Annotated in this window: 20 protein-coding genes; 13 read left to right on the top strand and 7 right to left on the bottom strand. The window is 62.3% G+C overall.

The genetic code is table 11. From position 1 onward, the window contains the following. Positions 1-116: 116 nt before the first annotated feature. Positions 117-2,486, bottom strand: a complete 2,370-nt coding sequence (locus ABM562_RS22180) for a penicillin acylase family protein (RefSeq protein WP_460423344.1) — start codon at positions 2,484-2,486, stop codon at positions 117-119. Between the two features lie 84 nt (positions 2,487-2,570). Between ABM562_RS22180 and ABM562_RS22175 the strand changes: the two genes are divergently transcribed. Further along, complete coding sequence (locus tag ABM562_RS22175; RefSeq protein ID WP_115089459.1) at positions 2,571-3,119, top strand: sugar O-acetyltransferase; 549 nt, start codon at positions 2,571-2,573, stop codon at positions 3,117-3,119. On the opposite strand, the gene ABM562_RS22170 is transcribed toward ABM562_RS22175, so the two are convergent. After that, positions 3,116-3,685, bottom strand: a complete 570-nt coding sequence (locus ABM562_RS22170; protein WP_115089458.1) for a DUF6436 domain-containing protein — start codon at positions 3,683-3,685, stop codon at positions 3,116-3,118. The two genes, ABM562_RS22175 and ABM562_RS22170, sit on opposite strands and share 4 nt — an antisense overlap. Before the next feature lie 98 nt (positions 3,686-3,783). Here ABM562_RS22170 and bipL point away from each other — a divergent pair, with 98 nt between their 5' ends. Beyond that, positions 3,784-4,725, top strand: a complete 942-nt coding sequence (gene bipL / locus ABM562_RS22165; RefSeq protein WP_134061180.1) for a phospholipase BipL — start codon at positions 3,784-3,786, stop codon at positions 4,723-4,725. Here bipL and ABM562_RS22160 read toward each other — a convergent pair whose 3' ends face one another. Continuing rightward, entirely contained in the window at positions 4,726-5,475 is a 750-nt protein-coding gene (locus ABM562_RS22160; RefSeq protein ID WP_134061181.1) for a DUF2059 domain-containing protein, read from the bottom strand. It lies immediately after the preceding gene. Positions 5,476-5,589: 114 nt separating this feature from the next. Here ABM562_RS22160 and ABM562_RS22155 point away from each other — a divergent pair, with 114 nt between their 5' ends. Both ABM562_RS22155 and ABM562_RS22150 read left to right on the top strand, forming a co-directional pair. Then, complete coding sequence (locus ABM562_RS22155; protein WP_115089455.1) at positions 5,590-6,222, top strand: 2OG-Fe(II) oxygenase; 633 nt, start codon at positions 5,590-5,592, stop codon at positions 6,220-6,222. Position 6,223: 1 nt separating this feature from the next. Further along, entirely contained in the window at positions 6,224-6,706 is a 483-nt protein-coding gene (locus ABM562_RS22150) for a 2-thiouracil desulfurase family protein (protein ID WP_115089454.1), read from the top strand. Between the two features lie 72 nt (positions 6,707-6,778). Here ABM562_RS22150 and ABM562_RS22145 read toward each other — a convergent pair whose 3' ends face one another. Then, on the bottom strand, positions 6,779-7,552 hold the full coding sequence (locus tag ABM562_RS22145; protein WP_115089453.1) for a transporter substrate-binding domain-containing protein: 774 nt from the start codon (positions 7,550-7,552) through the stop codon (positions 6,779-6,781). Positions 7,553-7,778: 226 nt separating this feature from the next. On the opposite strand from ABM562_RS22145, the gene ABM562_RS22140 reads away from it, so the two are divergent. Next, positions 7,779-8,255 (top strand): DUF4399 domain-containing protein, encoded by a 477-nt coding sequence (locus ABM562_RS22140; protein WP_115089452.1) that lies wholly within the window; start codon positions 7,779-7,781, stop codon positions 8,253-8,255. 56 nt (positions 8,256-8,311) lie between these two features. Here the strand turns inward: ABM562_RS22140 and serA are convergent, their stop codons facing one another. Next, positions 8,312-9,541: a phosphoglycerate dehydrogenase gene (gene serA, locus ABM562_RS22135; RefSeq protein ID WP_115089451.1), complete on the bottom strand. Its 1,230-nt coding sequence runs from the start codon at positions 9,539-9,541 to the stop codon at positions 8,312-8,314. Between the two features lie 172 nt (positions 9,542-9,713). Here serA and ABM562_RS22130 point away from each other — a divergent pair, with 172 nt between their 5' ends. The 4 genes from ABM562_RS22130 (at position 9,714) to ABM562_RS22115 (ending at position 13,899) form a co-directional block, all read left to right on the top strand. Continuing rightward, entirely contained in the window at positions 9,714-11,111 is a 1,398-nt protein-coding gene (locus ABM562_RS22130; RefSeq protein ID WP_134061183.1) for an FAD-binding oxidoreductase, read from the top strand. A 41-nt stretch (positions 11,112-11,152) separates the two neighbouring features. After that, complete coding sequence (locus ABM562_RS22125) at positions 11,153-11,818, top strand: fumarylacetoacetate hydrolase family protein (protein WP_115089449.1); 666 nt, start codon at positions 11,153-11,155, stop codon at positions 11,816-11,818. A gap of 150 nt (positions 11,819-11,968) precedes the next feature. Beyond that, a complete protein-coding gene (locus ABM562_RS22120; protein ID WP_115089448.1) occupies positions 11,969-12,901 on the top strand; it encodes an SdiA-regulated domain-containing protein in 933 nt (310 codons plus the stop codon). Between the two features lie 86 nt (positions 12,902-12,987). Beyond that, positions 12,988-13,899 (top strand): SdiA-regulated domain-containing protein, encoded by a 912-nt coding sequence (locus tag ABM562_RS22115; RefSeq protein WP_134061184.1) that lies wholly within the window; start codon positions 12,988-12,990, stop codon positions 13,897-13,899. Between the two features lie 93 nt (positions 13,900-13,992). Here the strand turns inward: ABM562_RS22115 and rpiA are convergent, their stop codons facing one another. After that, positions 13,993-14,664 carry a ribose-5-phosphate isomerase RpiA gene (gene rpiA / locus ABM562_RS22110; RefSeq protein WP_010222132.1) on the bottom strand — a complete coding sequence of 224 codons (672 nt, stop codon included), beginning with the start codon at positions 14,662-14,664 and terminating at the stop codon, positions 13,993-13,995. A gap of 136 nt (positions 14,665-14,800) precedes the next feature. On the opposite strand from rpiA, the gene ilvA reads away from it, so the two are divergent. Together ilvA and ABM562_RS22100 are read left to right on the top strand one after the other, a co-directional pair. Further along, positions 14,801-16,315: a threonine ammonia-lyase, biosynthetic gene (gene ilvA, locus ABM562_RS22105; protein ID WP_115089446.1), complete on the top strand. Its 1,515-nt coding sequence runs from the start codon at positions 14,801-14,803 to the stop codon at positions 16,313-16,315. 41 nt (positions 16,316-16,356) lie between these two features. Continuing rightward, a complete protein-coding gene (locus tag ABM562_RS22100) occupies positions 16,357-16,785 on the top strand; it encodes a DUF2269 family protein (protein WP_460423340.1) in 429 nt (142 codons plus the stop codon). Positions 16,786-16,894: 109 nt separating this feature from the next. Here the strand turns inward: ABM562_RS22100 and ABM562_RS22095 are convergent, their stop codons facing one another. Further along, complete coding sequence (locus ABM562_RS22095; RefSeq protein ID WP_115089444.1) at positions 16,895-17,551, bottom strand: histidinol-phosphatase; 657 nt, start codon at positions 17,549-17,551, stop codon at positions 16,895-16,897. 140 nt (positions 17,552-17,691) lie between these two features. Here ABM562_RS22095 and ABM562_RS22090 point away from each other — a divergent pair, with 140 nt between their 5' ends. Both ABM562_RS22090 and ptsP read left to right on the top strand, forming a co-directional pair. After that, entirely contained in the window at positions 17,692-18,171 is a 480-nt protein-coding gene (locus tag ABM562_RS22090; RefSeq protein ID WP_010222140.1) for an RNA pyrophosphohydrolase, read from the top strand. A 22-nt stretch (positions 18,172-18,193) separates the two neighbouring features. After that, positions 18,194-20,473 (top strand): phosphoenolpyruvate--protein phosphotransferase, encoded by a 2,280-nt coding sequence (gene ptsP, locus ABM562_RS22085; protein WP_115089443.1) that lies wholly within the window; start codon positions 18,194-18,196, stop codon positions 20,471-20,473. Positions 20,474-20,500: the final 27 nt, after the last annotated feature.

Raw genomic sequence — 20,500 nt, 5'->3', positions numbered from 1 at the left:
GACAATACCCCTTGGCGAGAGCAAACAGCCTGATCAAGACAGTTGCTCCCACAATGAACTTGTGTCCACCGGACCTGTGGGAGCTGGCGTTGCCAGCGATGCAAGGCGCAGCCTTGCTAATTCCGGGGCACCAGCTTCAAGGTGCTCTGCGCCGGAATCACCCCCATCTGCGCCTTGTGGTACCGGCCCTCGATATAGTCCTTGGCCTGGTCGCCATAGTGCGGGTCAAACAATACTCCGCTTTGTCCGACCGGGTTGATGGTCAGCGCCTGGCCGGCATCGGCAAAGTCGATCAGCCGCCGTGTCGAAGGCCCATAGGTCACCGGCCACGGTGCCGGGCCGATCTTCGCCGACAAGTTGTTCGGCACTTCGTGGGTACCCGGCGCGGCGAACGGTCCGACGTTGAACAACAGGTTCAGCGGCTTCTGCAGCCCCAGCGGGTGGTTGTGAGTCAGGGTATGAGCCTTGCCCCATTGCCAGCCGGCCGGGTCGTTGCCGAAGGTATCGCGCAGGTGCGCCAGGGTTTTGCGCCAGGCCTGCTTCACCGCCGTATTGCGATCACTTTGTTCACTGCTGCCCTGTTTGTCCCACCAGGGTGACTTGGCGTCGGCTGCCAGGCGTGGCAACGCGGCATCGATGGCGCGGGTGCTGATCAGGGTCTGGAACCAGGTATCGCCCAGTTCGTCGTGCAACGCGGTGTAGGCCAGGTCGTAGAGGAACTGGTTGAACAGCGTGGCACTGACCGAGTCCACCGGATAGTCGCCGTTCCACGCCGCCAGTTGCTCGACCAGCTCCTTCTCCTGATCACCCTCGGCCACTTCACGCAGCACCGAAAGCAACGGTGCCAAGGTGCGCGGGCCGTAGTCGGTGATGGTGTCCAGTTGCAGGGCCTGGCTGTTCTGCTGGTCCCATTTGGTCTGAGGGTCGGCCAGGTGCTGGTTCAGGCGTTGGCCACGGTCGGCCAGGTTGTAATAGCCCGGGATCGGCATGCTCGCCGGCGGCTGGAAGTTGGCCGAGACGATGTAGCCGCTGGCCGGGTTCTCCGCCTGGGGGTTGGCGCTGAAAGGATAGAAGCCGAGCTTGTCGGCCTGCGCCGTGCTGCCGTCGAGGATAAAGCCCGGGTTGACGCCTTCGGGGCGAATCGGCAACTGCGCTGCCGCCCACCAGCCGATATCGCCACGGGCATTGGCCCACACCAGGTTCAGCCCCGGCGCCTGAATCTTCGCCGCTGCGGCGCGCATCTTGTCCAGGGTATCGGCGCGGTTGACCTGGTAGAAACCCTCGAGGATCGGGTTCTCGGTTTCCAGGAACGCCCACCACACGGCAATCGGCGTCGGCCCCGCCGTGTCGCCCAGCACCGTGTTGACGACCGGGCCGTGGGGCGAGCGGCGCAGGGTGATGTTCACCGGCGCCTCGTTCTTCACCGCGATCTGCTCCTGGGTCTGGCTCAGGGTCTGCCACTGGCCGTTGACCTTGACCTGCTCGGGGTTGTCGGGGTTGACCTGTTCGGCGATCAGGTCGACGTCGTCGTTCTGGAACATGGTCAGGCTCCAGCCGAAGTCGCGGTTGTGCCCAAGCGACGCGAAGGGGTTCAGCGCCTGGTGATAGCCATAGAGGTTGAAGCCGGGTGCGGTCAGTTCCGCCTCGTACCACACCGACGGCACGGCAAAGCTGATGTGCGGATCGCCGGCCAGCAGCGGTTTGCCGCTACGGGTGCGGCTACCGGAAATCGCCCAGGCATTGCTGCCTTCGTACTGGGGAATGCCGGCGTCACTCAGGGCTTGCTGGCTGAGTTGCGCCAGCTGCTGCAGGCTCTTCCAGTCGCTGGCAGCCAGCGGCGGCTTGCTGGCCAGCGCACCTTGCGGGTTCCAGTCCAGGTCGAAGATCTTCAGGTAGTCGGCACCCAGTTGGTCGCGGATGTAAGTCAGCGCCGGTTCCGTGCGAAATGCCGCGGCAAAGCTATAGGCCATGTAGCCGGCAATGCTGATGGTGTCCTGGGCGGTGAAGGGGCGGGGCTTGATCCCCAGCACGTCGAACTCCATCGGCTTGGGATGGTTGTCCTGCCAGGCGTTGACGCCCTCCAGGTAGGCCTGCAGGGCAAGCCAGGCCGGCGAGCTCTTGTCCTGGCGCTCGACATACAGCTCGGCCTGCTCGCGAATGCGCAGGCTGCGGAACAGGGTGTCGGTACCCAGCAGCTTGCTGCCGAAGATCTCGGCCAGCTCGCCACGGGCCAGGCGGCGGATGATCTCCATCTGGAACAGGCGGTCCTGGGCATGCACATAGCCCAGGGCGCGATACAGATCAGCCTCGTTCTGCGCCTGGATATGCGGCACGCCACGGGTGTCATAGCGCACGCTGACCGGCGCTTGCAGGCTGCTCAGGGTGACCTCGCCTTCGCGTTGCGGCAGCTTGTCGTGCACGTACCAGTAACCGCCGCCGGCGGCCGCGGCAATGACCACGGCGAGGAAGGTCAGGCTGCGCTTCATCGTGACTCCTTGTGCTTTTTAGCGGATCTTGTGGTCCGATCATCGAGGTAAAGCCGGACAGAGGATAGCCCCAAAGGAGGGAAGATGAATCTCAGCGAAAAGCAGAAGATGCTCAGCGGCCAGCTCTATCACGCCGGCTGCCCGGAGCTGCAGGCCGAACAGATCGCCAACAAGCACTGGATGCAGCGCTACAACAACAGCGCGGAACTGCTCAACGAGCAGCGTCACGGTTTGCTGGTCGAGCATTTCGGCGAGGTCGGTGACGGTGCGGTGATTCGCCCGCCGTTCTACTGCGACTACGGCTACAACATCAGTGTGGGCGCCAACGTGTTCATGAACTTCAACTGCGTGATCCTCGACGTTACCCCGGTAAGCATCGGCGATGACTGCCAGATCGGCCCGGCGGTGCAGATTTATACCGCCGACCACCCGCTGGACCCGGAACTGCGCCGCAGCGGCCTGGAAAGCGGGCGGCCGGTGAAGATTGGCAACAACGTCTGGATCGGCGGTGGCGCGATCATTCTGCCGGGGGTGACGGTGGGCGATAACGCAGTGATCGGTGCCGGTAGCGTGGTCACTCGCGATGTACCGGCTGGTGCGACCGTGGTTGGCAATCCTGCGCGGGCGCGCTAGGGCTGCCAGGGGCAGTAGCAGCCCACCGCCATGGTGTGGGTGGCGCTGACTGCCCGGCCCTGGCTCAAGGCCAAAAGGATCGGCTCGATGAAGCTGTTGCTCGAGTTGCAGGTCGCGCCTTCGCTGTAGGGGCCGAAGTAGGCCAGTTGCCCGTTGCGGTCCCAGATCGCCACGCCGGGGGTGGCTGGCAGGTGTTCGGCGCCGGGCAACCCGGCCAGGGGCTTGAGTGCGCTCAGGGTGGCGGGCAGTTGGCCGCGTGTGCCGGGTTTTTGTACCACATAGAACTCCACGCCCTGGGGACCGAAGTGCTCGATCAGTTCGCCCAGATGCTGCTGGTTGCCGACGTTGCACGGGCAGGCCGGGTCCCAGAAGTGCACCAGGCGGATCGGGCCGGGGCCGGCAATGTTCGCCGGCAGTTGCAGGCGGTCGCCGGAAAACAGCGCGGTCTGGTTGTCGAAGGTGCGCAGGTAACGGCTCTGGAAGCTGTCGTAGGCCCACCACAGGCCGGCGCCGCAGAGAGCGGCGAGCAACAGGCCAAGCAGGGTGCGCAGGGTCGAGCGGGGCATGTGGGCAATGTCCGAAAAAAGTTGCCTAGCTTGCCATGCTGGCGACGACAGATGAATATCACAGGTCAATAACCCGCTTTTGCGTCTGGAAATCTTCTATGCCCGCGTCATTTCAGTCCGACTCCCTACGTGCCAGCCTGTCCTCCCTGGCGGCGCGGCAGCCGTTGTCGACGCAGGCCCAGGCCTATCAGCGTTTTTACGGCTTGGACCTGCCAGCCCGTGACGCAGCACCGCAGAGCTGGCTGGGACGCTTCGACGTCGCCGGTTTCGAGGTGGTCGGCCAGGTGTGGCTGCCGGCTGCGCCGGTGGCGACGCTGATTCTGCTGCACGGCTTTTATGACCACATGGGCCTGTACCGGCATGTCATCGATTGGGCGCTGGATCAGCAGTATGCGGTGATCTCGTGCGACCTGCCCGGGCACGGACTGTCCAGTGGCGAGCGGGCCAGCATCGATGATTTCAGTGCCTATCAGCAGGTACTGCAGGCGCTGTTCGAGCAGGCGCGTAGCCTGGAGCTGCCGCAGCCCTGGCATCTGTTCGGGCAGAGTACCGGTGGTGCAATCGTCGTCGACCACCTGCTGCATCGCGGCGCCGAGAGTCCGGCCCAGGGTGAGGTGATCCTGCTCGCGCCGCTGGTGCGGCCACGCGCGTGGCGTTGGTCGAAATTCAGTTACCGGGTGCTCAAGCCCTTCGTCAACGGTATCGAGCGGCGCTTCAGCGAGAACAGCAACGACCCGACCTTCCTGCCGTTCCTGCTGGCCGACCCGTTGCAGCCAAGGCGCCTGCCGACGGCCTGGGTGGGGGCATTGCTCGATTGGGTCAAACGCATTGAAGCGGCGCCGGTCAGCCCGCGCCAGCCGCTGATCATCCAGGGCGAATGCGACATGACCGTCGACTGGCCGCACAACCTCAAGGTGCTGGGGGAGAAGTTCGCCGCGCCGCAGATCCTGCTGATCCCCGAGGCGCGGCATCACCTGGCCAACGAGCTGCCGGCGATCCGCGCGCGCTACTTCGACTTCATCGATCAGCGCCTGGGCTGATCACTTCAGCTGCGAGGTGTCCTGGCCAACCGCAAGGCCGGCGCGAATCGCCGCCAGGGCTGCCTTGTAGTAGGCCTTGCCTTCGGCGGACTCGGCAAAGGTGGCGAACTCTTCCAGCTCGGCATCGGACAGGTCGCGATAGACGTACAACAAGGTGTTGTTCAGCTCGCTGCCGATCTGCTCCATCAAGCGCTGGCGCTGGCCGTCGAGCAGGCTTTGGGCCTGGCCGCCACCGAGCAGGCCGGGGATCATCTGGCTGAGACTGTCGGCGGCAACCCCGGCGATCGCCAGGCTGACCTCGGCACCGGCTTCACGGGCGGGCAGGGCCTGGGCCAGGTGGCCGATGACCAGCTGGCGGTTGTCGCTGGCCTGGACCTTGGGCAGGCCCTTGGCATTCTTGGCCAACTGGTCACGGCGGGTGGCGAGCAGTTCGGCGGCGACGATCTTGCGCCCCAGCGGCGACTGGAAGAAGGCCAGGGCCGGGGCCGGATCGCTGAGATTGGCGCGCAACTGGGCCTCGGCGCGTTTATCCACGGCCTGGGCCTGGAAGCGCTGGTTGCTGTTATTGACCAGCGCCTGGTACACCGCAGGCGGCAGGCTATTGCGATAGCGCTGCTGGGCGGCATCGAGGGCATCGGTAAAGTGGGCGCGCTGCTCGGGCCAGCCGGCGACCTTGTAGAGTTGGTCGAGGCTGTCTGCCCAGACAGGCGTGGTGCAGATCATCATCAGCAGTAAAAACAAACGGTGCATTCAGGGCTCCTGTCGGCAGGGCGCTATTGTCCTTGCCATGGCGGGGCTTTGTCGAGAAGCCATTGCACTCTCTCGGCCAAGTGGCGCTGTCGGATTTCGCGGTAGATCGATACTATGCGCGATATGCACATATCCCCTGATGACCCCCTGCTGTTGCGCATCGTCGACGACCTGGCCACCCGTGGCTGGTCGCAGCAAGATACCTTTCTTCCAGAGTCTCTGACCCTGGCGCTGGCGGCCGAGTGCCGCAAACGCGCCGCCGAGGGCGAGCTTGCACCAGCAGCCGTGGGTCGGGGCGTTGCCCAGGAGGTCCGCGAGGGCATCCGCGGTGATCGTATCCAGTGGCTGGAGCCCGGCCTGGCCGCGCCTTGCGACCACTACCTCGAGCTGATGGACAGCCTGCGCCTGGCTCTTAATCGCGGTCTGTTTTTGGGCCTTGAGGACTTCGAGTGTCACTTCGCCCTGTATCCACCGGGGGCCTTCTACCGCAAGCACGTCGACCGCTTTCGCGATGACGACCGGCGCATGGTCTCTGCGGTGATCTACCTCAACCAGGATTGGCAGCCCGAACACGGCGGCCAGTTGCGCATGACCCTCAAGGGCGACGTCGAGCACGACGTGCAGCCGATCGGCGGTTGCCTGGTAGTGTTCCTCTCCGGCGAAGTGCCCCATGAGGTGTTGCCGGCCCAGCGCGATCGCCTGTCACTTACCGGCTGGTTCCGCCGCCGTGGCAACGAGCCGTTCTGAGATGCACAAGGTTCTGGTCAGTGCCTGCCTGCTCGGTCAGCCGGTGCGTTATGACGGGCGCGCCAGTGGCCATCCGGATCTGCTCCAGCAGTGGCAGGCCGAGGGACGGATCGTGCCTTTGTGCCCTGAAGTGGCTGGCGGGTTGCCAACGCCACGGCCACCGGCGGAGATCCCCGGTGGCCAGGGCGCTGCGGTGCTTGAGGGGAATGCCCAGGTGCTGACCATCACGGGTGAGGATGTCAGTGCGCAGTTTCTGGCCGGGGCGCAACTGGCGTTGGCGCTGGTGCGCCGTCATGGCATCCGGATTGCGGTGCTCAAGTCCGGCAGCCCGTCGTGCGGCAATGTGCTGACTTATGACGGGACGTTCAGCGGCACCAAAGTGGCGGGCGAGGGCGTAACCACGGCGCTGCTGCGCCGCGAAGGGGTGCAGGTGTTCAGTGAGCTGGAGCTTGAGGCGGCGGAGCTGGCTCTGAAACAGCTTTGATTCGAAGGCCTCATCGCTGGCAAGCCAGCTCCCACAAGGGTCAGCGATGGGCTGCAAAAAAGCCCCACTCACTTACTGCTTCGGCGGCTTGCTCGCATCCATGCCAAACCACTTCTGCGACAACTCGCTCAGCCGGCCGTCAGCCTTGATTCGCTGCAGGGCGTTGTCCACAGCGCTCTGGAACGCCGGGTTACCCTTCTGGAACGGAATCGCCAGGCTCAGGATCGGTCCCACCGTTGCGCCTTTGCTTACCGGCTGCTGGCTGTCGCGAATGGCATAGGGCACCAGCAGGCGGTCGCTGATGGCCGCATCGATCTGGTCGTTGGCCACGTCCTTGATCGGCTGGGTGGCATCCGGGTAACTGCGCAGGTCCACACCTTCTACCCCCCGGGCCTGTTCGGCGAACTGGCTGCCCTGGACGACGCCCAGGCTATGGCCCTTGAGTGCGTCAAGGGTGCTCAGTGGGCGCTTTTCTTCTTTGCGTACGATCAACTGGGCGCTGGAATAGGCGTAGGGCTCGCTGAAGTCCAGGCGTTCCTTGAGCTCCGGGGTCGCGGCGACGTGGTTGAGGGCGATGTCGTATTTGCCGCTTTCAACACCTTGCAGCAAGTCGTTGGATTCAACCACGACAAAGTCGGCGCGCAGATCGAGTTCTTTGGCCAGCAACTCCCCCAGCTCGACTTCAAAACCGCTCAGCTTTTTGTTTTCGTCCTTGAAGTTGAACGGCGCCATGTTGGCTTCTACGGCAATGCGCAGTTCACCACGGTCGTTGATGTCGTCGATCAGCTCGGCCTGTGCCCATGGGCTGAGCAGCGTGGCAAGTAGTACCCCAATGGCAAAACGCATTTAAGCCCCTTGAATGCTTGGCAGTGAAATCGAGTCGCCGCGACTTTCTGTAATTGTCACGGTCGAACGCAACTTAGGACCACGTCAGGTGCAGGATGTTTAACTGGCGGCGAAATTTTTTCTGTCAGCGTTGTTAAACATGTTTTGACGCATTTGGACTATGGTAATCCACCATTGCCGTTCGTTCAGTGGCAAGGGTTATTGAAGTAAAACACAGGAGAAGTGAATGAAAAGCCTATTTTCGCGTGCAGCCGTCGCCGGATTGCTGATGGGTGTCTCGGCCTTTGCCGCTGCCGCCGATGGCCTGAAAAGCCAGGAGCCGCCAAAAGACGCCAAGGTCTTCATTGTTTCCCCGGCCGATGGCGCCACGGTCGACAAGACCTTTACCGTCAAGTTCGGCATCGAGGGCATGGAGCTCAAGCCAGCGGGTGATCAGACCCCACACAGCGGTCACCACCACTTGCTGGTGGATGTCGACCAACAGCCTGCGGCCGATCAGGTGCTGCCAACCAGCCTGCTGCCGGAAAACAACGCACCGCTGCCGGCTGGCCCGCAAGTGCTGCACTTCGGCAAGGCACAGACTGAAGTAAAACTGACCCTGACCCCGGGCAAGCACACCCTGCAACTGGTGCTGGGCGACAAGTTCCACGTGCCGTTCAAGCCGAGCGTCGAGTCGAAGAAGATCACCGTTACCGTCAAGTAAGGCGGGCATAAAAAAGGGAGGCCATCACGGCCTCCCTTTTTTGTCGCACGGAAAACTTAGAACAGAACGCGGGAGCGGATGGTGCCCTTGATCTGTTGCAGTTTTTCTTGCGCCAGGTCCGAGTACTCGGCATCAACGTCGATCACCACGTAACCGACTTTCTCGTTGGTCTGCAGGAACTGACCGGAGATGTTGATCGCGTTTTCGGCGAACACTTTGTTGATTTCGCTGAGTACACCCGGAATGTTTTCGTGGATGTGCAGCAGACGGTGCTTGCCCGGGTGCGCCGGCAGGGCCACTTCAGGGAAGTTGACCGACGACACGGAAGTACCGTTGTCGCTGTACTTGACCAGCTTCTCTGCCACTTCCAGACCGATGTTGGCCTGGGCTTCAGCGGTGGAGCCGCCGATGTGCGGGGTCAGGATCACGTTGTCCAGGCCACGCAGCGGGCTTTCGAACTCTTCGTCGTTGGAGCGCGGCTCGACCGGGAACACGTCGATGGCGGCGCCGATCAGGTGCTTGTCCTTGATCGCAGCAGCCAGGTGATCCAGCTCGACCACGGTACCGCGGGCGGCGTTGATCAGGATCGAGCCTTTCTTCATCGCGCGGATTTCTTTCTCGCCGATCATCCATTGGGTGGATGGCAGCTCAGGCACGTGCAGCGAGACGATGTCGGCCAGGCCCAACAGCTCGTTCAGGCTGGTGACCTGGGTAGCATTGCCCAATGGCAGCTTGGTCAGCGGGTCGAAGAAGAACACCTGCATGCCCAGGCTTTCGGCCAGGACCGACAGCTGGGTACCGATCGAGCCGTAGCCGACGATGCCCAGCTTCTTGCCGCGGATCTCGAAGGAGTTGGCCGCGCTCTTGATCCAGCCACCACGGTGGCAGGATGCGTTTTTCTCGGGGATGCCGCGCAGCAGCAGGATCGCTTCTGCCAGCACCAGCTCGGCCACCGAACGGGTGTTGGAGTACGGTGCGTTGAACACGGCGATACCGCGTTCGCGAGCGGCGTTCAGGTCAACCTGGTTGGTACCGATGCAGAAACAGCCGACAGCGACCAGTTTCTTGGCGCAGTCGAAAACCTCTTCGGTCAGTTGAGTGCGCGAGCGGATGCCGATGAAGTGGGCATCGGCGATCTTTTCTTTCAACTCAGCGTCGGGCAGAGAACCGGTGAGGTACTCGATGCTGGTATACCCGGCGGCCTTGAGGACGTCCACGGCGGATTGGTGGACGCCTTCGAGAAGAAGGAACTTGATCTTGCTCTTATCGAGAGAAGTCTTGCTCATCTGCGTAAACCTGTGTCCCGGAGAAAAATGGCAGGGAAGTGAAGCTCTCGCAGCATCGGCCTGAAGCACGATCAGCGGGGGGCGTATGCTAGCATGAGTACCCCCCGATACGCCCATCCCTGGGACGTGAAGAGTGCTCAGGGTGACTATGAATAGTTCGAGAGTTCTATCGATGACCGATCTTGCGCTGATTGATGAGCTGATGACCCTGGTAGAGCCCGGCAAGGTGCTGACCGACGCGGCCTCCCTTGAGGCCTACGGCAAGGATTGGACCAAGCACTTCGCTCCGGCGCCCTCGGCCATCGTCTTCCCCAAGAGCATCGAGCAGGTTCAGGCCATCGTGCGCTGGGCCAACCAGCACAAGGTCGCCCTGGTGCCGTCGGGCGGCCGCACCGGGCTGTCGGCTGCAGCGGTAGCGGCCAATGGCGAGGTGGTCGTGGCCTTCGACTACATGAACCAGATTCTCGACTTCAACGAATTCGACCGCTCGGTGGTCTGTCAGCCGGGGGTGGTTACCCAGCAGCTGCAGGATTTTGCCGAGGACAAGGGCCTGTATTACCCGGTCGACTTCGCGTCGGCAGGCTCCAGCCAGATTGGCGGCAACATCGGCACCAATGCCGGCGGGATCAAGGTGATTCGCTACGGTATGACCCGTAACTGGGTGGCTGGCCTCAAGGTCGTCACCGGCAAGGGTGACCTGCTCGAGCTGAACAAAGACCTGATCAAGAACGCCACCGGCTACGACCTGCGTCAGCTGTTCATTGGCGCCGAAGGCACCCTGGGCTTCGTGGTCGAGGCGACCATGCGCCTGGACCGCGCGCCGAACAACCTCACGGCCATGGTGCTCGGTACCCCGGACTTCGATTCGATCATGCCGGTGTTGCACGCATTTCGTGGCAAGCTCGACCTGACGGCATTCGAGTTCTTCTCTGACAAGGCCCTGGCCAAGATCATGGGGCGCGGCGATGTGCCGGCACCGTTCGAGACCGACTGCCCGTTCTATGTATTGCTGGAGTTCGAAGCCAGCAACGAGGATGTGGCCAATGACGCCCTGGCCACTTTTGAGCACTGCGTGGAGCAGGGCTGGGTGCTGGACGGCGTCATGAGCCAGAGCGAACAGCAACTGCAAAACCTCTGGAAGCTACGCGAGTACATCTCTGAAACCATCTCGCACTGGACCCCATACAAGAACGATATTTCGGTCACCGTGTCGAAAGTTCCGGCGTTCCTCAAGGATATTGACGCGATCGTCGCAGAAAGCTATCCGGACTTCGAAGTGGTTTGGTACGGCCACATTGGCGACGGCAACCTGCACCTGAACATCCTCAAGCCGGAGAACCTGAGCAAGGACGAGTTCTTTGCCAAGTGCGCGACGGTGAACAAGTGGGTGTTCGAGACCGTCGAGAAGTACAACGGCTCGATCTCTGCCGAGCACGGCGTCGGCATGACCAAGCGTGACTATCTGACCTACAGCCGCTCGCCGGTCGAAATCGAGTACATGAAAGCAGTGAAGGCAGCGTTCGATCCCAACGGGATCATGAACCCGGGCAAGATCTTCGCTGTCGAGTAAGCCACAGGCACAAGAGCATCCAATAGCGCCAGGAGTCGGTAATGAGCTATCAGCACCAGTATGTAGACGGCACGCGTATTCACTATCCGCTGGGCAAGGTGGTGTGCATCGGGCGCAACTATGCAGAGCACGCCAAAGAGCTGGATAACCCTATCCCTAGCGAGCCGCTGCTGTTCATCAAGCCGGGCAGTTGTGTGGTGCCGCTCGACAGCGGCTTCAAGATCCCGACTGAACGCGGTTCGGTGCACTACGAGACGGAAATTGCCGTGTTGCTCGGCAAGTCGCTGTCTACCAACCCGACCGAAGAAGAAGTGCTCGACGCCATCTCCGGCTTCGCCCCGGCCCTGGACCTGACCCTGCGCGACCTGCAGGCGCAGCTGAAGGAAAAAGGCCTGCCGTGGGAACGCTCCAAGTGCTTCGATGGCGCCTGCGTACTGCCGCCGTTCGTGCCGGTCAGTGCCTTTGAAGACCTGACCGACATCGGCATCCGCCTGACCCTCAACGGTGAAGTGCGCCAGGACGGCAACAGCGCGCTGATGCTCAACCCGATCGTGCCGATGATCCAGCACATGGCCACGCAATTCTCGCTGCTGGCCGGCGACGTGATCCTCACCGGTACCCCGGTTGGCGTCGGCCCGCTCAATCCTGGCGACAAGCTGGTGGTCGAGCTACCAGGCGTCAGCCGTTTCGAAAGCCAGGTGCTTTAACCTGTTGGCATGGCAGCCAGAATCACCGGCTGCCATGCTGCCCGTCGGCTTTTGCCATTTTTTTCACAATCGATGCGGATAATGCTTGCGGACCTGGCTCAGCGAACGTGCCGGTAATGTGTTATCAACTGGCAAAAAGAGCACAACCCCATGGCCACTCCTCTTCCTTCGAGTAATTCCCTGCCGCCTGCGCGCAAGCGTGGCCTGGCCTTGCGCTGGTCCACCTGGCTGGTTGCCGCAGCGATCATCGGTTACGGCGTGGCGATTGCCATGCATTGGGATGACCGTGGCCTGCTCTGGTTGCAGGAGCGTTTCGAAAGCAAGATTGAGCAACAGGCCAGCATCTGGCTGCCGGACTACCAGGTCGATATCGACGCCAAAGTGCTGCCAGGCATGGAGGATGATGAAGCTTCCGACCTGTCCTACAACCCGGTGAGCAAAACCCTGTTCGCGGTCATGGGCAAGAATCCCTTTCTGGTCGAGCTGACCCTTGAAGGCGACGTGCTGCGCAAGATGCCGCTGGTGGGCTGGAGCAATCCTGAAGGGGTGGCCGTGCTCGAAGGCGGGCGCCTGGCGATTGTCGATGAGCGCGATCACAAGTTGACCATCGTCACCCTCAATGCCGATACCCGTTCGCTGAATATCGCCGACTTCCCGCAGTTTGACCTCGGCCCATCGGAAAACCAGAACAAGGCCTTCGAAGCCGTGGCCTGGGACCCTTTGCAGCAGCGCATCATCCTCGGTGAAGAGCGGCCGCCGGCACTGTTCACCTGGAACAGCGACGGCCACAGCCCGCTGACCGGTGACAAGAAGCCGCTGCCCAGCGACGAGCTGGACCTGCGCAACCTCTCGGCGCTGGGCGTCGATCCGCGTACCGGGCACCTGCTGGTGCTGTCCGCCGACTCCAACATGCTCCTGGAACTGGACGAGAAGGGCGAGCAGGTCAGCTTCATGACCCTGCTGGGCGGCTTCAACGGCCTGAAGAAGCGCATTCCACGCGCTGAAGGCGTGGCGATGGACGAGCATGGCACGCTGTACATCGTCAGTGAGCCGGATCTGTTCTATCGTTTCAAAAAACCCTGATTTCAGATTTTTCCTACGTCAGGTTTTAAGTTTCGCTTCAGTTGAGTGTGGGAAGATTCAGGCTGTCACCTAAAGAGTCCACCTGAATGCGCCGCTACATCCGCCTGCCGCTGATTTTCCTGGTATTGAGCCTGTTCGCCTTGCTCCTGGTCGCTGTGGCCGGGCAGCAGTACCGTCTGTTCGAACGCGGCTGGTTCAACGTCAAGACCTGGTGGCAGCCGTTCGAGCAAAGCATTGGTCTGGACCAGTACAAGGTAGTGCTTGAAGCCAAGCCTATCGAAGGCCTGGATGAAGACATTTCGGCGCTGACCTTCGACCCCGATCGCAATAGCCTGTTTACCGTTACCAATAAACGCCCTGAGCTGATCGAGCTGTCGCTGGACGGGCGCATTCTGCGGCGCGTGCCGTTGACCGGGTTTGGCGACCCGGAGGCGGTGGAATACGTCGGCGCCAACACTTACGTGATCACCGACGAGCGCGAACAGCGCCTGATTCGCGTGCGCCTGAACGACAACACGCCGTTTCTCGACGCCAAGGATGCCGAGCAGCTGACCCTGGGCATTGGCCTGAACGGCAACAAGGGTTTCGAAGGCCTGGCCTATGACTCGGCCGGCAAGCGCTTGTTCGTGGCCAAGGAGCGCGACCCGATGCTGATCTACGAGGTGCATGGTTTCCCCCATGACAACCCGGAACAGCCGTATGCGGTGCATGTGGTACAGGACCAGAAGCGTGATTCGCGGCTGTTTGTGCGTGATCTGTCGAGCTTGCAGTTCGATGAGCGCAGCGGCCACTTGCTGGCGTTGTCGGATGAGTCTCAGCTGGTGCTGGAGCTGGACGTGCAGGGCAAGCCGCTGAGCACCTTGTCACTGCGCAAGGGCTTTCAGGGCTTGAAGAAGAGCGTGCCGCAGGCCGAAGGCATCGCCATGGACGATGCCGGGACCATTTACCTGGTCAGCGAGCCGAACCTGTTTTACGTGTTCAAGAAGCCGACCGAGTAGGTTTCATCGCGGGGCAAGCCCGCTCCCACAAGCAGAACCTGTGGGAGCTGGCTTGCCAGCGATGGGCTGCAAGGCAGCCCCGAATCAGACACCTCAGGCCTTGAGGCTCTTGACCCCTTCCGAAGTGCCCAGCAACAGCAAATCCGCCGGCCGCGCCGCGAACAGGCCGTTGGTGACCACGCCGACAATCGCATTGATCTGGCTTTCCAGCTCGACCGGGTTGGTGATCTGCAGGTTGTGCACATCGAGAATGATGTTGCCGTTATCGGTCAGCACGCCCTCGCGGTACACCGGGTCGCCGCCGAGCTTGACCAGCTGGCGCGCCACGTGGCTGCGGGCCATGGGGATCACTTCGACCGGCAACGGGAAGGCGCCCAGCACCGGCACCAGCTTGCTGGCGTCGGCGATGCAGATGAAGGTCTTGGCCACGGCGGCAACGATTTTCTCGCGGGTCAGGGCCGCGCCACCGCCCTTGATCAGGTTCAGGTGCTCGTCGCTTTCGTCGGCACCATCAACGTAGAACTCCAGGTCGCTGACGGTGTTCAGCTCATACACCGGAATACCATGACCCTTCAGGCGTGCAGCGGTCGCTTCGGAACTGGCCACGGCGCCGTCGAAGGCGGTCTTGTGCTTGGCCAGGGCGTCGATGAAGCAGTTGGCGGTCGAACCGGTGCCGACGCCGACGATGCTCTTGTCGTCGAGCTTGGGCAGAATGAAATCGACAGCGGCCTGGGCGACAGCCTGTTTGAGTTGGTCCTGGGTCATGCGGGCTCCGAAGCGGGGAGGAGTATCGTGAAGGCGCGTAGTATAGCGGCTAAAACCCCTGCCTTGCTGTGGTCGCCCGACAGGGCGCTGGGGTAGACTCGCAAACCCCGCCCAACCGCTCAGTGATGCTTTCCCGATGCTCGAACAGTACGTCAAGAAGATCCTCACCTCGCGCGTTTACGACGTTGCCGTCGAAACTCCGTTGCAGACCGCCGGCCAGCTGAGCAAGCGTCTGGGCAACAACATCCTGCTCAAGCGTGAAGACTTGCAGCCGGTGTTCTCCTTCAAGATTCGCGGTGCCTATAACAAGCTGGCCCAGCTCAGTGCTGAGGAACTGGCCCGTGGCGTAGTCACCGCATCGGCCGGCAACCATGCCCAGGGCGTGGCCCTGGCGGCCCGTGAGCTGGGGATCAAGGCCACCATCGTGATGCCCAAGACCACCCCCGAGATCAAGATCGAAGGCGTGCGTTCGCGCGGTGGCAAGGTGGTGCTGCACGGTGACTCGTTCCCGGAAGCGCTGGCCTATTCGCTGAAGCTGGTGGACGAAAAGGGCTTTGTCTACATCCACCCCTATGACGATCCGCACACCATCGCCGGTCAGGGCACCGTGGCCATGGAGATTCTGCGTCAGCACCCTGGCCAGCTGGACGCGATCTTCGTCCCGGTCGGTGGCGGCGGCCTGATCGCCGGCATCGCCGCCTACGTGAAGTACCTGCGCCCGGAGATCAAGGTGATCGGCGTCGAGCCGGACGACTCCAACTGCCTGCAGGCCGCCATGGCCGCGGGTGAGCGTGTGGTGCTGGCGCAGGTCGGGCTGTTTGCCGATGGCGTGGCAGTGGCGCAGATCGGCCAGCACACCTTCGACATCTGCAAGGACTACGTCGACGAGGTGATCACCGTCAGTACCGACGAGATCTGTGCGGCAATCAAGGATATCTACGACGATACCCGCTCGATCACCGAACCTGCCGGGGCCCTGGGTGTTGCCGGGATCAAGAAGTACGTCGAACTCAATGGCGTGACCGGGCAGACCCTGGTCGCCATCGATTCCGGCGCCAACGTCAACTTCGACCGCCTGCGCCATGTTGCCGAGCGGGCCGAACTGGGCGAGGGCCGCGAAGCCATCATCGCCGTGACCATTCCCGAGCAGCCAGGCAGTTTCAAGGCCTTCTGCGAGGCGATCGGCAAGCGTCAGATCACCGAATTCAACTACCGCTACCACGCTGATGGCGAAGCGCACATCTTCGTCGGCGTGCAGACCCACCCGGACACCGACCCGCGCAGTGCGCTGATCCAGAGCCTGACCGAGCAAGGTTTCCCGGTACTCGACCTGACCGATAACGAATTGGCCAAGCTGCACATCCGCCATATGGTCGGTGGCCATGCTGCGCGGGTCAGCGACGAGTTGGTGCTGCGCTTCGAGTTCCCCGAGCGTCCGGGCGCGCTGTTCAACTTCCTCAACAAGCTTGGCGGGCGCTGGAACATCTCGATGTTCCATTACCGCAACCATGGCGCGGCCGATGGTCGCGTGGTCGCCGGCCTGCAAGTTCCGGATGATGAGCGCCACCTGGTCCCGGCAGCCCTGGCCAAGATTGGCTACCCGTACTGGGACGAAACCGATAACCCGGCGTACCGGCTGTTCCTGGGCTGAGCGTCTACGCTTTTGGGCAACGCCTGAGGAAGATAGAAGAAATGGAACTGCTGACTACCCTGAAAACCGCCCATATCCTGGCCACCGTGTTGCTGCTGGGCAGCGCGCTGGGGCTGGCGATCTGGACCTTTCTGGCGCGCCGCAAAGGTGACGCCAGTGCCCACACCCGGTTGATGGCCCGGCCGCTGGTGTTTGTCTGGCTGTTGATGGGCATCTGCCTGGTGAGCATGCCGTTCACTGGCTGGTGGCTGGTGCACCTGATCGGCTGGCCGTTGGGCCAGACCTGGGTGCTGGGTTCCAGCGTGATCTACACCTTCGGTGCGTTTAGCTGGTTCTGGCTGCTGGCGCGGGTCAATCGCCTGCGTACGGCACCGACCGTGGGCAACCCGAAGTTCACCCTGGCGCTGGCGGTGTTCAGCGGCGTCTGCTTCATTGCCATCGCCGGCTTAATGGGCGCCAAACCGTTCTGATCATGCGGGTTTTGGTGGGAGGGGGTTTCCCCCGCGATTGCGGTTGTTCAGCCACATCGCATCGCGGGGCAAGCCCGCTCCCACCGAGCAGTCGCTCCCATAGCGGCGATCAATCCCGCAGGCTGATCACCTGCCAGCCGCGTTTCTCGGCTTCGGCGCGCAGGTTCGGGTCGGGGTCGACCGCCACCGGGTGGGTGACCTTCTCCAGCAGCGGCAAGTCGTTCATCGAGTCGCTGTAGAAGTAGCTGTCTTCCAGGCTGTAGCCGTTTTCCAGCAACCAGCGGTTCAGACGCGTAACCTTGCCTTCACGGAAGCACGGTATATCGGTACTGCGCCCGCTGAAACGACCGTCGAGCATTTCGCATTCGGTAGCCAGCAGGGTCTGAACGCCCAGGCGTTTGGCGATCGGGCCGGTGATGAAACGGTTGGTGGCGGTGATGATCACCAGCTTGTCGCCCGCGGCACGGTGCTTTTCCAGCAGGGCCAGGGCCTTGGGCAAAATGATCGGCTCGACGCAATCGCGCATGAAGTCGCGATGCCATTCGTCGAGTTGGGCCATTTCCGTGGTCGCCAGGATTTCCAGGGTGAATTCCAGGTAAGCGTTCAGGTCCAGCTTGCCAGCCAGGTAGTCCTGGTAGAACTCGTCGTTGCGGTTCTTGTAGGCGATCGGGTCGAGAATACCCCGTTCGCACAGGTAGTCCCCCCAGGCGTGGTCGCTGTCGCCACCGAGGAGCGTATTGTCCAGATCGAATAAAGCCAGGCGCATTTAAGTCACTCGCATAACATCTGAAAAGTCCCACAGAATACGGACTTTTCACATCGGTGCACATAAGGTAAACAGGCGCGTTGCTGGCCTTGTGACCTTTGTGGAACAATGCCGTGACATGCGTTTGCGAGGTTGCTGCCGTGATCGACCCCGATGGTTTTCGCCCCAATGTCGGGATCATTCTGACGAATGATCTTGGGCAGGTGCTATGGGCTCGACGGATCAACCAGGATGCCTGGCAGTTTCCCCAGGGAGGTATCAACCCCGAGGAAACGCCGGAAGATGCCCTGTACCGCGAGCTGAACGAAGAAGTGGGGCTGGAGCGAGATGATGTTGAAATTCTTGCCTGCACCCGCGGCTGGTTGCGTTATCGTTTACCCCAACGCCTGGTCCGTACCCACAGCCAACCGCTGTGCATCGGCCAGAAACAGAAATGGTTCCTGCTGCGCCTGGTTTCCAACGAGCAGCGGGTGCGAATGGACTTGACCGGTAAACCGGAGTTCGACGGCTGGCGCTGGGTCAGCTATTGGTATCCGCTGGGCCAGGTGGTGACATTCAAGCGCGAGGTTTACCGCCGCGCTCTCAAAGAGCTTGCCCCGCGCCTGCTGGCGCGCGACTGACGACGGAGTTCGACCCCGAGCCATGCTCAATACGCTGCGCAAGATCGTCCAGGAAGTTAACTCCGCCAAGGATCTCAAGACGGCGTTGGGGATCATTGTGTTGCGCGTAAAAGAGGCCATGGGCAGTCAGGTCTGCTCCGTCTATCTGCTCGACCCCGAGACCAACCGCTTCGTGCTGATGGCCACCGAGGGCTTGAACAAACGCTCGATCGGCAAGGTCAGCATGGCGCCCAACGAGGGTCTGGTCGGCCTGGTCGGTACCCGGGAAGAGCCGCTGAACCTGGAAAACGCCGCCGACCACCCGCGTTACCGCTACTTCGCTGAAACCGGCGAGGAGCGTTTTGCTTCCTTCCTCGGTGCGCCGATCATCCACCACCGCCGCGTGGTCGGGGTGCTGGTCATCCAGCAAAAGGAGCGGCGCCAGTTCGACGAAGGCGAAGAAGCCTTCCTGGTCACCATGAGCGCGCAGCTCGCCGGAGTTATCGCCCATGCCGAGGCCACCGGTTCGATCCGCGGCCTGGGCCGTCAGGGCAAGGGTATCCAGGAGGCCAAGTTCGTCGGTGTCCCTGGTTCACCCGGCGCTGCGGTGGGCAAGGCGGTGGTCATGCTGCCACCGGCCGATCTCGACGTGGTACCGGACAAGAGCGTCGATGACATCGACGCCGAACTGAAACTGTTCAACAACGCCCTGGAAGGGGTGCGCGAAGACATGCGCAACCTCTCCGCCAAGCTCGCCACCCAGTTGCGCCCGGAAGAGCGCGCGCTGTTCGACGTCTACCTGATGATGCTCGAAGACGCGGCCCTGGGCGGTGAAGTGGTGCAGGTGATCAAGACCGGCCAGTGGGCCCAGGGCGCGCTGCGCCAGGTGGTCGGTGAGCACGTCAATCGCTTCGAGCTGATGGACGATGCCTACCTGCGCGAGAGGGCTTCCGATGTGAAGGATCTGGGCCGGCGACTGCTGGCCTACCTGCAGGAGGCCCGTCAGTTGTCGCTGGTCTATCCCGACAACAGTATTCTCATCAGTGAAGAACTGACCCCGGCGATGCTCGGCGAAGTGCCGGAAGGCAAGCTGGTCGGCCTGGTCTCGGTACTGGGATCGGGCAACTCCCACGTCGCCATCCTGGCCCGGGCCATGGGCATCCCGACCGTCATGGGCCTGGTCGACCTGCCGTATTCCAAGGTCGACGGCATCGACATGATCGTCGATGGCTACAAGGGCGAGGTCTACACCAACCCCAGCGAAGTGCTGCGCAAGCAGTACGCCGAAGTGGTCGAAGAGGAGCGCCAGCTGGCCCAGGGCCTCGACGCCCTGCGCGAACTGCCTTGCGTAACCCTCGATGGTCACCGCATGCCGTTGTGGGTCAACACCGGCCTGCTCGCCGATGTCGCCCGCGCCCAGCAACGTGGCGCCGAAGGCGTCGGCCTGTACCGCACTGAAGTGCCGTTCATGATCAACCAGCGCTTCCCCAGTGAAAAGGAGCAGCTGGCGATCTATCGCGAGCAACTGGCGGCCTTCCACCCGCTGCCGGTGACCATGCGCAGCCTGGATATCGGCGGCGACAAGGCGCTGTCGTACTTCCCGATCAAGGAAGACAACCCGTTCCTCGGCTGGCGCGGTATTCGCGTCACCCTCGATCACCCGGAAATCTTCCTGGTGCAGACCCGCGCCATGCTCAAGGCCAGTGAAGGCCTGAACAACCTGCGCATCCTGCTGCCGATGATTTCCGGTATCCACGAACTCGAAGAGGCCCTGCACCTGATCCACCGGGCCTGGGGCGAAGTGCGCGACGAAGGCACCGACGTGCCGATGCCGCCGGTGGGGGTGATGATCGAAATCCCCGCAGCGGTGTACCAGACCCGCGAGCTGGCGCGCCAGGTGGACTTCCTCTCGGTCGGCTCCAACGACCTGACCCAGTACTTGCTGGCGGTTGACCGCAACAACCCGCGCGTCGCCGACCTCTATGACTACCTGCACCCGGCGGTGCTCCAGGCCCTGCAGAACGTGGTGCGCGATGCCCACGCCGAAGGCAAGCCGGTGAGCATCTGTGGCGAGATGGCCGGTGATCCGGCGGCGGCGGTGCTGCTGATGGCCATGGGTTTCGACAGCCTGTCGATGAACGCCACCAACCTGCCCAAGGTGAAGTGGATGTTGCGTCAGGTCAGCCTGAGCAAATCCAAGGAGCTGCTGGCCCAGGCCATGGGCATCGACAACCCGCAAGTTATCCACAGCTCGCTGCAGTTGGCCCTGAAGAACCTGGGCCTGGCGCGGATGATCGGGCCCGGGGTGGGCAAGGCCTTGTGATTTTGGGGCTGCTTTTTGCAGCCCATC

The sequence above is a fragment of the Pseudomonas sp. ZL2 genome, assembly GCF_054788455.1.
The sequence above is the reverse complement of the archived record's forward strand: the minus strand, read 5'-3'. Positions and strand labels throughout refer to the sequence as shown.